Origin of the sequence: Nostoc sp., from assembly GCF_036917975.1 — a bacterium.
Lineage (GTDB): Bacteria > Cyanobacteriota > Cyanobacteriia > Cyanobacteriales > Nostocaceae > Nostoc.
Genome location: NZ_JBALEJ010000041.1, coordinates 19,688 through 34,178, shown reverse-complemented (window position 1 = coordinate 34,178; position 14,491 = coordinate 19,688). Strand labels below are relative to the sequence as shown.

Here is a 14,491-nt window from a genome sequence, read left to right as displayed (position 1 = left end):
AGTATCAAATTCTGGTTTAGCTATGTAAGTATTTCAGCAATTACTGACTCCTGTTTTATGAAAAGAAGTGAGGTTTAAAACCGTACTTCTCTACGAGACGCTACCGCGTAGCAAGATCCCCGTAGGGGTACGTCCCGCTACGCGAACGCCTGCAAGTGGCGCGTTCGCACGAGAAAGAATCATTGTTTCCCAAGGTAGGTAGAAACCCCACTCCTTGTGGGTGGCTGTCTTTAATTTTGTTAGCGCAGCGTTAGCGAGTCCGCGTTCGCTTTTAGCGTCTCGTAGAGAGCGTCATTTTGAATTTTGAATTGATTCATTCCTGTTGCTGCCGTTCCTCCATCTCTTGAGTAGAAATCATACTATTGACTCTCTCTATATCTACCATCATCAAAACTGCTCCTCGCATTTCAATGCCAAGCAGTGGAGTAATTGCCAGATAACATTTTATTTGTCTACCCCGACGATTGGTAGCATCGAGGATCATTTCTTGAAACTGTTTTTTCCCAGATAGAGAATCGCGGATAGGCGATCGCAACTGCTCGACGGGTAGCCCAATGTCTAGGCTGAAAATAGACTTTCCAATCACTTCATCAGTTCGCAAGCCCCATAAATCTTCTACCACGTAATTCCAAATAGAGATATTAAAGCTGCTGTCAATTACCACTATTCCCGTTTGGAAACTTCTGAGAATAGAGGCAAGGAAAATGTTTGTGCGATTAAGTTCTGTGGTGCGATCGCTCAGTTCGTAATTAATTGTCTGTAATTCTTCATTAGTAGATTGGAGTTCTTCATTCATCGTCTCCAATTCTTCATTAGTAGATTGCAGTTCTTCGTTAGTAGTTTCTAATTCTTCATTAGTAGATTGCAGTTCTTCGTTAGTAGTTTCTAATTCTTCATTAGTAGATTGCAGTTCTTCGTTAGTAGTTTCTAATTCCTGTTGGGAACGTTGCAGGGCATCTTGGAGTTGAATATAACGGGTGACATCATGAAAGGAGATGCTGACCCCTAAAAAGCTGGTATCTGTTTCTTGTAAAGGCGTAATTTGCACATCCAGATATTGGGTTTCTGTGTTAGACAAATAGCGCTCTACATTTGTGAGGCTCACAGGACGGCGTTCAGTATAAGCCCGTTCAATTAGCGATCGCAATTCAACCGGCCGATAAGAAAGTTCTAGATCCTGGAAGGGACGAGCTAAATCTTTCGGGGAAAGGGCGAACAAAGTCCGCGCCTGCTCGTTCACCATTACCAAAAGACCATTGATATCAATGATTATTTGGGCGATTGGGGCTGTGTCAAAACCCATATCTCGCAACCGGAGGTGTCTAGCCAATCGGCTGCTAGATTCATCATCTACTGAATTTGCCATAACTAAAAGGCGATCGCGTAGATTCACCGTTGATACTTTAGTAAATATCCGGTTTTTTAAGTCCAGTGGTAGAAACAGACTAGAATGCATCAATAGCATCTCTGCTTTCCCCAAAAACAGAAAGCCATGATCATTGAGTGCAAAATGAAACCGGGCCAGAATTCGTCCTTGAGTCTCAGAATTAAAATACATTAATGTATTGCGGCTGACCAGTAAATCTAAGCGCGAAATGGGCGCATCCTGAAGTAGATCGTGGCGACCAAAAATTACTGACCGACGCAAGTCTTGGCGGAAAACATAGCGATTGCCGACAATTTCAAAGTATTTCTGGCGCAGTTCATCTGGTACTGCTTGGATATCTTTGGCTGAATACACCGCAAGACGCGCTTGGTTGAGAGCATCTTCATCTACATCTGTAGCGTAGATTTTCACTCGTTGGCGAAATTCCTCTGCTCCCAATATTTCAGCCATCAACATTGCTAGGGTATAAGCTTCTTCTCCAGAAGCACAGCCAGCGCTCCAGATGCGAATTTGGTCAGATTTTTTTTTATTTCTAATCAGATTAGGCAGTATTTCTTCTGCGATATATTCCCAAGCTGATGAATCTCGAAAAAAAGCCGTAACGTTAATTAGGATAGTGTTAAAAAGATAATTAAATTCTTCTGGATAAACTTCTAGATAGTCTTGATATTCTTCAAAATTTTCTATAGTTAATGACTGCATCCGTTTGAGTACCCGACGGATCAAAGTCGAGCGTTTATAGCCTGTAAAATCAAATCCCCGGTTTTGTCTAAGATAAATCAGTAAATTTTCAAACTTTGGATCTTTTTCGGCAGAAGCCATACCATTTTGGATTTTAGATTAAAAGTATTTTTTTATCTATTAACCTCAAAATTAATTTTGATGATGCAATATCTCAGTTTATTTCAACATTCCCCATGACCAAAGTCACCAGGGTGCTGGAAATTTCATTGAGGGGGAGAATAAAATCTATATTACCAGTTTGAATGGCGGCGGAGGGCATCCCCGAAAATTCGGCGGTTTCTACGTCTTGGACAATGACAGTACCGCCCATTTTTTTTATCGCTTCTACTCCCATCGCACCATCGCTACCTGTTCCAGTGAGTACAACAGCGATCGCTCTTTCTTGATAAATACCTGCAACCGATTCAAATAATAAATCAGCCGAAGGACGTAAAAAATGTACTAATTCCGACTGTGATAAGGAAAGAGTGCCGTCACTCTTAACCAACAGGTGACGATTGGGTGGGGCAACGTAAGCCGTTCCAGGGGTTAGACAATCTCCTTCTTGTGCTTGTTTGACAGTAATAGCCGTCCGCCGACTGAGAATTTCTGCCATGAACGAACGGTGTTGGGGACCGAGGTGTTGCACAATGGCGATCGCGGCTGGAAATTTTGCAGGTAGAGTGGATAGTACTTTAACTAGAGCAGTCAGACCGCCTGCGGAGGCTGCGATCGCTACTATATCAAAGGCAGTATTAGTAAAATTAAGCGGATGATTGTTGGCATTTTCTGCCATCTGAATCATAATTTTCCATCTATGACTATCTGCGTAACTTTTTTAGTTAAAGACAGCATTAATAAAGTTAAGTTTTCAAATCCTTCTTTGGATAAATTATACAGTATAAAGCTCCTATTTTATTTTTTAAAAAACTCGCGCTCAACTTAAAAAGCCTGATTCCCTATTCCCTATTCCCTGCTTACGCAAATATAGCGGTTGTCACTCAAATGCGGTACAAAATTATATCGCAAGGTGTAGGGGTAATTCAGGTAGACGCAAAGCGGCTTCCCGCAGGGTATTGCCCCTACGGGTGTACCTCACGTCAACGAGAACCGCTATAAGTTCAAAAATCAAATCGAATTGCTATATATCTCAACTACTTCAGAATTTCTTGCCTTTACTTATCGAACAGAATTCAGGAGTCAGGAGCCAGAATGGGCTAAACGCCCCGCTACCGCTAACAGAATGAATTTTGTGCGACTGGCGGATAGCGAAGCGTTAGCGAGTATTCGAGCATCTTGATTCTGACTCCTGAATTCTGACTTCTGAATTCTTCTTCAATCTTCCTCCTCTAGAATGCGTTTCGCCTCTAAAAGTTGCTGCTTATGTTCTTCACTAACTGTCGGGTATTGCAGATTTAATTCTTCTAGTTTTGTGCAGATGATATTGGCAACAGTCAGCCGTGTAAACCATTTGCGATCGGCAGGAATAATATACCACGGGGCCCATTTAGTACTAGTGTTGTTAAAAACTTCTTCATAAGCATTCATATAATCATCCCAAAAAGCTCGTTCTCGGACATCATTATCTGAAAATTTCCAATTCTTTTCAGGAAATTCTATTCGTTCTAAAAAGCGTTTTTTCTGCTCTGATTTCGATACATTTAGAAAAAACTTCAGGATAATCACACCATTGTTTACCAAATATTTTTCAAAATTATTAATTTCTTCAAAACGCTGTTTCCATATCTTTTTCCCCTCAGGAAAGTGAGGAAGTTGTTGTTTTTTCAGCATTTCTGGGTGGACACGAACTACTAACGCTTCTTCATAATATGAACGATTGAATATGCCAATTCGACCTCTTTCTGGCAAAGCCTTCATTGAACGCCACAGATAATCATGGTCTAATTCTTCCGCACTTGGCCCCTTAAAACTAAACACCTGAAATCCTTGTGGGTTCACACCAGAAGTCACATGTTTAATAGTGCTATCTTTGCCAGCAGCATCCATTGCTTGAAAAATAATTAATAAAGCATAAGTGTTTTGAGCATAGAGAATATTTTGGTAATTAGCTAGTCGTTCAACATCTTTCTGTAATTTGGTGGCAGCATCACTTTTTTCATAAAAATCAGTTTTATAAGCTGGGTCATAGTTTTTTTTCAGAGAAATCTTTGAACCTGGCGGAACAATAAAAGCATCATGATTCATGTATAAAATCTCCTAATGGCTAATTAAAACAAGTCGTAAGTCGCAAGTCGCAAGTCGCAAGTAAGTTTTGTGAAAGCGACGCGCAAAGCGAGTCTGCGATAGCGCCGGCGGCAAGCGAGTATTTTCGAGTCGCGTCCGGGGATTTAGACCCCGACCCAAAACTTACCGGTTATTGAACCGGGGGACTTAAACCCACGGAGTTTGTTAATAGCCAAGCATATTTGGAAGTATTAATTGTTGAAAATTATAATTTATTAATCGGGAGCATCCCAAATGTGCAAAAACCTTGATAGCCCTCATCCCCTAACCCCTTCTCCCATCTTTGGGAGAAGGGGAACTAGAATTATGTCTCCCCTCTCCCATCTTTGGGAGAGGGGCTAGGGGTGAGGGAAAAGATTTAAGCTCTCATTGGGATGCTCCCTATTAATCAATTACTTCCGTTGCTTTGTTATCGGACGCATTGCTTCACGTCCCAAGATAAACATCCCAGTGACACCTAAGCTGACAAACCAAACATATTGATACCAATATTTCCGAATTTTCTCAACTGTACTGAGTTCTGGATGCAGTGTGTTTAAGTATAGCAGCAGCACCAATATCATGAGTGCCCCAAAGCCAACAAGGCTCAAGCCAACAAGAATTCGTGCCGGACGCAGTTCAAAATCACTAATAGTATTTAGGTCAATTTCTGCCAGTTCCTTAAAGGATTCATCTGCCAAAGATGAGGTTGCTTGAAATCTATTGCTCAGTTTTGGTGGCAAAATCGGCGATAGTGTTGCTACAGTTGGACGACGTAGCAAAGCCTCAGTATCTCGCAATAACTGTAGTGGCTTACGAGTAGTCGTTGGTTGAGCAAACTCTATATTGTCTGTAGGAGTTGGGGCATTGGCTTTGCTTTCAAAATCCATAGCACGTTTCAGAAGAACCAGGATATACATAAGCCTAGCGAATTAGGAAACAAAAGCGGCAAAATAATTCGTAATTAGTAATTCGTAATATTTATGGGGATCATTAATTTTGAATTTTGAATTTTGAATTTTGAATTCGGAGCGTTCGCCCTTGGCGTCTCGTAGAGAAGCGACTATTACTCATCCATCTCTTTTAATGTAGCTAATGCTGAAGGAGATAAACGACTGAGATAGCGGAATATCCAGTATTTAAAGATAGTGTTTAAAATCACCGGAAATGTAGCAATAAAGAAAAAGATGACATTTCTACTGGCTGGTAGACCTAAATGTTCTGCGAATCCTGCCAAAAGGACTTCCCAGCCATCTGGTGAGTGAAATCCTACAAATATATCTGTAAGCAAAATAATCAAAAAAGCCTTAGCACTATCACTAAGACCATAGACAATGGTATCCATAAAAGACTTGAGAATTACAATTTCTCTTTTGCTCAGAGCGATAATTATCCCAAAAGAAAATAGTGAGATTAAATCAGCAAAAACATTACCAAGACTACTATTACTTTTTGTGCGAAATTCTTCAGATATCTCAACAGCTTTGTCTTTGATTTTTTCTTGTATTAACTCTGAAGAAAGTGGCGGCGCTTGATTAAGGAAATATTCAAATCTCAGTGATTGTTGAAAATTATGGAACTCATGGAGAGCTTCTTTTTCCATGTCAGAATTGATGAAAATTTGAGTTATATTATCTCCTCTAACTCTTTGTAATATTGGAGTTACTAAAAATTCTTTAGATAAAAACTGAGTTAAAAGCGGTACAATAATTAGAATTACCAAAAATCTCAAGGCAATTATTGTTCTACTTTTAGAAATGCGATAATTCCTGATAAACTCTTCTTCTGTCTGGGGTGCAAAATCTTCTTGGATTTTATGAATTGTTCTGCCAATAGAACCCGGAATCACCCCATTTGTTTGAGTTGGAGGTTTAACATCAATATTACTGATGTTAGATAAGTTTGGCTGTCTTTTTATTCTGTTCTGATTATTTGTAAGAGGTTGAGAAGTTGACGCTAATGGGCTGTTGTTAATTATTTCATCTTTGATAGCGTATCTTTCTACGACTTCATCAATAACCTTTAGTTTTTCTAACAAAACTGAATTAGAAATATTGACAATTCCCCGACTAAGTTGGAATTCTGCCAGCCTAATTTTAATAATAGTTAAGTTCTTATTGAGATATACTTGCCAATAAGACATGACATTCTCAGTATATTTTCCTGACTGTAAGGATATTTTTTTGCGATCGAAATGTTCGTCCTCAATACTTTTAATTCTCTGAGCGGCTTGGTAAGCTTCTAAGAGTGCCCTTTCTGGTGTATTTAACAACCAACGGTTAAGCGATCGCAAATATCCTTTGAAATTTTGGCGGAGTGATTCTGCTGTTTTTGCAAATGAATCTTTCATTACATATATGACTATTTAGATAATATGTATTATAGTTATATAACCATGAAAAATGGGTAATAGCTAATTGAAAATATTGACTATACTACTACAGCAATTCGTTTCAATCTCCAGTATCTTAATGCCTACAATAATCTGGTTTTGCCTGCGATAACTTAGAAGATTTCTAGGGGGCAATTGATGACTAGAATCGAGTCATGCAGATTAACCCCAAAGATGCCGCTTACAATACAAATAATAACGCGGTTCGTCTCGCAGGGAAGAACGCACAGGAATAAATAAGTATTCTGGCGATGAAACAGGAGTAGATCATAGACTAGCGATCGCTTCAGCAACTAATTTAGAAACAAAGGGCAAAATAGCCTGACTCTTAGCCTGCGCTTTCCCTTCAGTAAATACCACTAAGAGATAGGGACGTTGTTCTGGTAACTCAATATACGCGGCATCATGGCGAACTTGACTTGTCCAACCTGCTTTTGACCAAATTTGAGCATTTTCAGTTAATCCACTACCTAAGAAACCTGTCACCTGATTTTCCTCAGTGTCAGAGGACAAATCATTGAGAGGACGTTTCAGTAAAGCCATCATAGCTTGCGATCGCCCACTTGAAACCGCTACCCCACCAACAATACTATGCAGTAAGCGCGCGATCGCATTTGTGGTTAACATATTGCGATTTTCCAGTAACTCTCCTACAAACGCCCGTTCCCGTCCATAAGGGCCATCACCCCAAGTTTTTTGACAGACGTTAATCGTCTCCAGTTCTTCCCAACCCAACGATTGGTAATAGCGGTTCACAATATTACGCTGATATTGCCAGGTTTCAAAGGGCCCGATTGGTAATTCTGGCCCTGAGGTAGTCCCACTCAAAATATCCACAACCAAGCTAGTAGCATCATTACTAGAATCCACAATCATATCGCGTAAGGCTCGCTCCAACTCCTTGGAAGTTTGAGTCATGCCTTTTTCTAGCCATTCGTTTACCGCCACCAGGTAAAATAACTTGACTACACTAGCAGGATAAATCCGTTCAACACCACGATAAGTAAAACCACGAACTGGGTGATCCCAAAAAGCGTTGGGAGTTAGCGCACCACCAGTATTTACTCGTACTGGGGGATCGTAAACAACCCAAGTCAGGGCAATTTGGTTACGCGCTAAGGTTGGAAATTCTGCCCAAGCTGCATCTAAAATGCCATTACCCAGATTTTCTAGTTGATCGTCTTTATTAAAAAAAATCATTCTCTAATTAATGTCCTTTAATCTAAAATCACAAATCCAAAATCCAAAATCAGGCGAGTATCAGTGTTTAGCTGACTTGAATTTATATGATTCTCCTGAATGTACGCGTTTAGCAACTCAAGCCGCATCTGGGCGACATTTATGGGTAACATCAAATTATCAAAATTTAGCAGTAGAAGTTTATTTATGTGAAGATGACTATCTGGGATGGGTATCTCTTTCAGATTTGGATTCATTACAACCTGCTACTGTACCTTATCAGGCGGCAACATTTTCTGAATCTGAAATTAAAAAATTCCTCACTGAGATTATCGCCTTTACCCAAAAAGCGATGCAACAACCAAATTATTACCTTTGGGGTGGTACGGTGGGGCCAAATTATGACTGTTCTGGGTTGATGCAGGCGGCGTTTGCTTCGGTAGGTATTTGGCTACCTAGAGATGCCTATCAACAGGAAGGATTCACTCAACCAATTACGATTGCCGAATTAGTAGCTGGGGATCTGGTATTTTTTGGAACTAGCCAAAAAGCTACCCATGTCGGACTTTATTTGGCCGATGGTTATTATATCCATAGTTCTGGGAAAGATCAGGGACGAGATGGGATTGGCATTGATGTTCTTTCGGAACAGGGAGATACGATTAGTCAGTCATATTATCAGCAGGTGCGGGGTGCTGGTAGAGTTTTTAAGAGTTACGAACCACAGAGACGCTGAGGGCGCTGAGGCTTATGAGGAGTGGGTTAGTCGATCAAGGGGTGATGGGGGAAAATGGGGGGATTTCAGCAATTGTCCCAGATGTTTCAGTGGTGGTGCCAATACATGACGAGGTGGAAAGTTTGCCGCTTTTACTAGAAGCGATCGCATCTACTTTAGCCTCTAGTCAGATAAATTATGAAATCATTTGTGTGGATGATGGTTCTACAGATGGTTCTGGGGATTTTCTCAAACAAGAGGCGCAAATCCGCACTGATTTAAAAGCGGTGATTTTGCGTCGCAATTACGGACAAACGGCGGCGATGGCTGCGGGATTTTATTATGCAGTCGGTAAAGCGATCGTCACTTTAGATGCCGATCTTCAGAACGATCCGGCTGATATCCCCATGTTATTAGCAAAGCTGGATGAAGGTTACGATTTAGTGAGTGGTTGGCGGCAAAAACGTCAAGATGGTGCTGTAAATCGGTTACTTCCTTCCAAAATTGCCAATTGGCTAATTCGGCATACTACTAGCGTGAATATTCATGATTATGGCTGTTCATTGAAAGCCTATCGTCCCGAACTGTTGGCAGATATGAACCTCTACGGGGAATTGCACCGATTTTTACCTGCTTTGGCCTACATCGAAGGAGCTAGAATTACCGAAGTACCTGTACGTCATCATGCCCGTCGCTTCGGCCGCAGTAAATATGGAATTTGGCGGACATTTCGCGTATTGATGGATTTGTTAACCATTCTGTTTATGAAAAAATTCCTCACCCGTCCGATGCACGTTTTTGGGCTGTTGGGCTTGATTTCAATGTTTTTGGGCACTGCGATCGGCATTTACTTGACTTTCGTCAAATTGGCTCTAGGTGAGATGATTGGCAATCGTCCCTTACTGATTTTAGCAGTTCTCTTACTTGTTACGGGAGTACAGTTGTTTTGCTTCGGTCTTTTAGCCGAATTGCTCATGCGTACATACCACGAATCCCAAGGACGTCCCATATATCGCGTGCGAGAAGTGGTAGCAAAAAATGTTAAGTAAGGTAACAATAATTATTGGGCATTGGGGATTGGGGATTGGGGATTGGGCATTGGGTTTAGTAATCTCCCCAGTCCCTAGTGGTCTGTACCATTAAATATAATGGGTGAACATAATGGGTGAACTCATTCTTAACTTTTCTTCCTTTGCGCTCTTTGCGTCCTTCTCTAACGAGACGCTGCGCGAATGCGGTTCGTTCTTTTATCCCTCAAAATTAATGGGACAGACTACTAGTCCCCAGTACCCAATCCCCAATCCCCAATCCCCAGTCCCCAGTCCCCAGCCCTAAGATTGACAAAAAACTCATCAAATCGCATCTACCTTGAAAGCATTTAATACCTTTGACACCGAACTACGGCGCAGCCTGCTTGTTTTATTTACAGCAGGTTTATTATTCTGGTCTAGTATGTCTTCGCTCTTACCAACCCTACCGCTTTACATCGATGAAGTAGGCGCAAGCAAGCAAGAAATTGGGCTTGTTATGGGCAGTTTCGCCATTGGGTTATTACTATCTCGCCCGACGCTGGGACGGCTAGCCGATGAACGTAGCCGCAAAATTGTCTTGCTGATTGGGACAATAGTTGCTACAATCGCACCCTTTGGTTACTTAGCAACCCAATCTATTGGATTATTAATTTTGGTGCGGATTTTTCACGGTATTAGTGTTGCTGCTTTTACCACTGGCTACAGCGCCTTAGTCGCAGATTTAGCTCCCGGCCAAACTCGTGGTGAAATCATTGGTTACATGAGCCTGACAACTCCCATTGGTTTAGCAATTGGCCCTGCCTTGGGAGGGTATTTAGAAGCTACAAGTGGTTACGGCCCGTTATTTTTGTTATCTGCTGAATTGGGTTTTGTCGCCTTCTTGGGGATTGTACAAGTCACTAATCCGCCAGCCCAAACACAAGAGCAAACTGAAGAAGGGAATCGCAACTTTTGGCAAATTTTGGTCAGTCCACGGGTGAAAGTTCCAACTATAGTGATGTTGCTGGTTGGTTTATCCCTTGGTGCTATACATACCTTTGTGTCACTGTTCCTCAAATCCACTAATCTGGACTTCAATGGCGGACTGTTTTTTACAGCTGCGGCAATTTCTAGTTTTAGTATCAGAATATTTTCTGGTAAGGCAAGCGATCGCTTCGGTCGTGGTTTATTTATTACCTTTGGTATTTTGTGCTACGTTTTAGCCTTACTACTGCTGTGGCAGGCTAACAGCGCGATCGTTTTCTTACTGGCTGCGATCGCTGAAGGTGCTGGTGGTGGTACACTGATCTCGATGATGATCACAATGATGGCAGACCGCTCCTTGCCTCAAGAGCGGGGAAAAGTTTTTGCTATATGCATAGCCGGACTTGATATGGGAATTGCGATCGCTGCTCCTCTTTTGGGCATCATCGCCGAACTTGTAGGCTACCGGAATATGTTTGGCTACGGTGCTGCAATCACTTTTCTCGCACTTATGATCTTTCTCACGCGATCGAGCAAAGACTTATCCAACTCCCTACGCTTCGCACTAGGTCTAGCTCCAGATGCTTACGCCTTAAACGACTTAAAACTTAGGAGTGATGAAATTTAACTCATCACTCCTAACTTTCAACTCTTAACTTTTAAAAACGGGCGAGGAGGGATTCGAACCCCCGACACCGTGGTCCGTAGCCACGTGCTCTAGTCCACTGAGCTACACGCCCTCATCGACAATCTATATTAACACGTTCTAACCAAATGACGCAAGATAATTTTCCAGCTAATTTTGCGAACCTAACCCATCTAGATCGCCAAGGACAGGCACAGATGGTAGATGTGTCTGATAAAGCACCCACCATTCGCCAAGCCGTAGCCGCGGCCAATGTGCGGATGTTGCCAGCCACCTTCGCTGCCATTCAAGCCGGAAATGTCCCAAAAGGGGATGTGTTGGCAACTGCAAGATTGGCTGGAATTATGGCAGCCAAACAAACAGCAACTTTAATTCCTCTATGTCATCCCTTGCCTTTGCAAAAAATCACAGTCGAAATTACACCCGATCCCCAACTACCTGGTTATCAAATTCAAGCCACAGTCAAAACCAAAGCTGAAACCGGTGTAGAGATGGAAGCCTTAACCGCCGTTTCTGTCGCTGCCCTGACTTTATACGATATGGCAAAGGCTTTAGAAAAGTCGATTCAAATTGAATCCATTCGTTTAATAAGTAAAAGTGGCGGGAAATCACAAGATTATTTACCGCCGGAGCAATAAGCTACAGTATTTTGCGGCATTGGGCATTGAAAAGAGGCAAAGGAGCGGGGTGCGGAGGGGAAAACTCTTCTCCCTTGCTTCTTCCCCACTTCCTACACTGACTCTTAACTGAATGGCACTAAGAAAAGATACAGCCCTTACTATGACTGGTTCCCTGCCTCTAGGCAGGGAACCCATTCTGGGAGGCTCCGCCTCCATTAGACATCTCCAGAAATTAAAGATGGGTTATCCAGAACCCTTGTAGAGACGTAGCACTGCTACGTCTCTACATTCTTTTTCGGAGATGTCTATTAGCTTGACAAGAGGCAGAGCCGAATGTCACGCTTGTAAACGTGAAACCCTTGTGAGGACTGGGTGTAGGGGTATAGGGGTGTGGGGTGTAGGGGAGGAGTACTGATTTGTTAAGTATGCAATGATCGTTTTTAATTCTTTCCCTTACACCCTTACACCCTTACACCCCAAACCCAGCCATATTAAGGATTTGCCCTTTACAAGCGTGCCATTCGAGGCAGAGCCTCTTTTAAATACATTCCCAGCCTGGAGGCTGGGAACAAGACGACACAAGCCTTTGGGCTTTTCTTAGTGCCATTCGACTCTTAACTCAATTTTTTCAGTGTCTCAAGTAAACTGATGACAACTGAAATTGTTGCTTGCAGTTTTTCTGTGCGATCGCCTGAAGCTTGCTCAATAGTTTTGACAAACTCTTCTAGTGCTTGAGTCAAGTTTGTTTGAGCTTGCTGGATTGCAGATGTATCACATGTCTGAGGTTTTGCTAGTGCAGACGGTAAAATCACGGTTTCGATCGAAGGGAGTAGGGAGTAGGGAAACTAAGCAGGCTTTTCCGAAAAGCGGGGTTTCAACCAATATGCAATACAAGGATTTTTTCTCTGACGAGACGCTGTTCGCGTTCGCGCCACTTGCAGGCGTTAGCGTGTAGCGGGACGTACCCCTACGGGGATCTTGCTACGCGGTAGCGTCTCTAAGAGTTGTACGGCTTTAAACCTAAATCGAGGGCTAATATATCCCCTACTCCCTACTCCCTACTCCCGCCCCGAAGGGGTTGTAAAGCTTTTCCTTGCTTTTTGGCATTGTGGACGAATGATACACATCCAGATGAGATGGACAATGCCACCTTTTTGCGTTCCTCCTGTACAGAACTATGACAATCGACTTGCTTTTTAACTTTGTATGTGATAATTTCTGCTTGTAGTTAATTCAACGGTTATCCGACCGACTTGCCGTATTTACGGGAACTAGTATCACAGTTAAGAGACTTCCCAATCAAAATATCCAACTATAAATGATTGTGAGATACCCCACAAAAGTTGGATAGTTTGTTACTTGGAAATCCCTAAATGAGTAGTAACTATGAGAGTACTGAAGTTGATATCTAGACTCTCATTATTATCTATATTTTTTTAATAAAAGGAGTAATCAAAAAGTTGTTGAATCAATTCAAAAAGTTCTTATTTTTATTGCCACAACGCTCAACAAAATCCTTGAGTGCCTTATTGATTGCTAGTTCCTGGGTAGGTTTGGCGATTTCTGGCTGCGCTCCAAGTAACTCTGCAAATACTAATACCACTGCCCAAAATGTCAGTAACCAGACTCAAGAGAAAACTAGTTTGATTCGTCTGGGATATCAAAAGGGAGGTGCAGTACCAATTGCACGTCAACGAGGAGAGTTAGAAAAGAAGCTTGCAGCTCAGAATATCAAAGTTGAATGGGCTGGCCCCTTTGACCGATGTGCCACCTTACTGCAAGCAATTAGCGCGAATCAAGCCGATATTGGTGGGTGTGGAGACATTCCTGGGTTATCAGCTATTGCTGCCGGTCAGGAACTTTGTATTGGGGCTGTCCAGCGTCCCAGACCAGAATCATTGGGCAGTGCGATCGTCGTTCGGGGCGATTCTCCTATCCGTAAGCCTGCTGACCTTGTAGGTAAAAAAGTTGCAGTTAATCAAGCTGGTGCAGGTGAGTATTTGTTATTAAAAGTATTGGAAAAAGAGAAAATTTCTAAAGATAAAGTTCAGCGTGTATTTTTAGCGCCAACTGATGCTGCACCCGCCCTCTATCAAGGAACTGTGGACGCTTGGGCAGTTTGGGAACCTTATGTTTCAGTTGCCGAATTAGAGCATGGTGCTAGGAGAATCACCACAACCCATCCAGCTCCTACCTATAGTGTAATGCTTGTGCGTAATGAGGCGGCGGCTAAATCTCCAGAAGCCGTGAAAGCTGCTTTTAGCGGTTTAAGCGAGGAGTACGATTGGTTGAATGCAAATACGGCAAAATCAGCCGAATATCTGGTCAAGGACATCAAAATCTCTCCAGCCGTAGCCAAGCGAGTAACAGAGAATCAAGGGCCGCAGCTACTTGCCACACCGAATGCTGATGATGTTGCCAAAATTCAGAAGACTGCTGACTGGATGCTAGAGCAAAAGATTTTACCCAAAAGAGTAGATGTTGCTGCGACTATCTGCCCCACGGCTAAGTAGGAGCAGAGGGAGCAGGGAGCAAGTGAGAAGAGTTTTCCCCTCCGCCCCCCGTCCCTCTACCTCTTTATCAATGCCCCATGCCCAAATAAGATTTGTAAT

At 42.3% G+C, this 14,491-nt stretch carries 13 protein-coding genes and 1 tRNA gene; 6 read left to right on the top strand and 8 right to left on the bottom strand.

What is annotated here, in order from left to right:
• Positions 1-313: 313 nt before the first annotated feature.
• The 6 genes from V7K76_RS18150 to V7K76_RS18125 form a co-directional block, all read right to left on the bottom strand.
• Positions 314-2,209: a CheR family methyltransferase gene (locus V7K76_RS18150; RefSeq protein ID WP_334778284.1), complete on the bottom strand. Its 1,896-nt coding sequence runs from the start codon at positions 2,207-2,209 to the stop codon at positions 314-316.
• 73 nt (positions 2,210-2,282) lie between these two features.
• The gene (locus V7K76_RS18145) at positions 2,283-2,915 is read right to left on the bottom strand and encodes a chemotaxis protein CheB (RefSeq protein ID WP_334778283.1); all 633 of its coding nucleotides are present in this window, start codon (positions 2,913-2,915) and stop codon (positions 2,283-2,285) included.
• A gap of 530 nt (positions 2,916-3,445) precedes the next feature.
• Positions 3,446-4,315: a polyphosphate kinase 2 family protein gene (locus tag V7K76_RS18140; RefSeq protein WP_334778282.1), complete on the bottom strand. Its 870-nt coding sequence runs from the start codon at positions 4,313-4,315 to the stop codon at positions 3,446-3,448.
• 431 nt (positions 4,316-4,746) lie between these two features.
• Positions 4,747-5,223, bottom strand: coding sequence for a hypothetical protein (locus V7K76_RS18135; RefSeq protein ID WP_334778281.1), 477 nt, complete (start codon positions 5,221-5,223; stop codon positions 4,747-4,749).
• 176 nt (positions 5,224-5,399) lie between these two features.
• The gene (locus tag V7K76_RS18130) at positions 5,400-6,683 is read right to left on the bottom strand and encodes a proton extrusion protein PcxA (protein WP_334778280.1); all 1,284 of its coding nucleotides are present in this window, start codon (positions 6,681-6,683) and stop codon (positions 5,400-5,402) included.
• 309 nt (positions 6,684-6,992) lie between these two features.
• Positions 6,993-7,925, bottom strand: coding sequence for a serine hydrolase (locus V7K76_RS18125; RefSeq protein ID WP_334953438.1), 933 nt, complete (start codon positions 7,923-7,925; stop codon positions 6,993-6,995).
• 10 nt (positions 7,926-7,935) lie between these two features.
• Between V7K76_RS18125 and V7K76_RS18120 the strand changes: the two genes are divergently transcribed.
• The 3 genes from V7K76_RS18120 (at position 7,936) to V7K76_RS18110 (ending at position 11,241) form a co-directional block, all read left to right on the top strand.
• Positions 7,936-8,640, top strand: a complete 705-nt coding sequence (locus tag V7K76_RS18120) for a C40 family peptidase (RefSeq protein WP_334953440.1) — start codon at positions 7,936-7,938, stop codon at positions 8,638-8,640.
• Between the two features lie 14 nt (positions 8,641-8,654).
• On the top strand, positions 8,655-9,668 hold the full coding sequence (locus V7K76_RS18115; RefSeq protein WP_334953442.1) for a glycosyltransferase family 2 protein: 1,014 nt from the start codon (positions 8,655-8,657) through the stop codon (positions 9,666-9,668).
• A 319-nt stretch (positions 9,669-9,987) separates the two neighbouring features.
• The gene (locus V7K76_RS18110) at positions 9,988-11,241 is read left to right on the top strand and encodes an MFS transporter (protein WP_334778276.1); all 1,254 of its coding nucleotides are present in this window, start codon (positions 9,988-9,990) and stop codon (positions 11,239-11,241) included.
• Between the two features lie 38 nt (positions 11,242-11,279).
• Here the strand turns inward: V7K76_RS18110 and V7K76_RS18105 are convergent.
• Positions 11,280-11,353: transfer RNA gene (locus tag V7K76_RS18105), tRNA-Arg, on the bottom strand.
• 34 nt (positions 11,354-11,387) lie between these two features.
• Here V7K76_RS18105 and moaC point away from each other — a divergent pair.
• Positions 11,388-11,897, top strand: a complete 510-nt coding sequence (moaC, locus tag V7K76_RS18100; protein ID WP_334778275.1) for a cyclic pyranopterin monophosphate synthase MoaC — start codon at positions 11,388-11,390, stop codon at positions 11,895-11,897.
• A 112-nt stretch (positions 11,898-12,009) separates the two neighbouring features.
• Positions 12,010-12,141 carry a hypothetical protein gene (locus V7K76_RS18095; protein ID WP_334778274.1) on the top strand — a complete coding sequence of 44 codons (132 nt, stop codon included), beginning with the start codon at positions 12,010-12,012 and terminating at the stop codon, positions 12,139-12,141.
• A gap of 352 nt (positions 12,142-12,493) precedes the next feature.
• Here the strand turns inward: V7K76_RS18095 and V7K76_RS18090 are convergent, their stop codons facing one another.
• A complete protein-coding gene (locus tag V7K76_RS18090; RefSeq protein ID WP_334778273.1) occupies positions 12,494-12,691 on the bottom strand; it encodes a hypothetical protein in 198 nt (65 codons plus the stop codon).
• Positions 12,692-13,339: 648 nt separating this feature from the next.
• On the opposite strand from V7K76_RS18090, the gene V7K76_RS18085 reads away from it, so the two are divergent.
• The gene (locus V7K76_RS18085; RefSeq protein WP_334778272.1) at positions 13,340-14,392 is read left to right on the top strand and encodes an aliphatic sulfonate ABC transporter substrate-binding protein; all 1,053 of its coding nucleotides are present in this window, start codon (positions 13,340-13,342) and stop codon (positions 14,390-14,392) included.
• Positions 14,393-14,491: the final 99 nt, after the last annotated feature.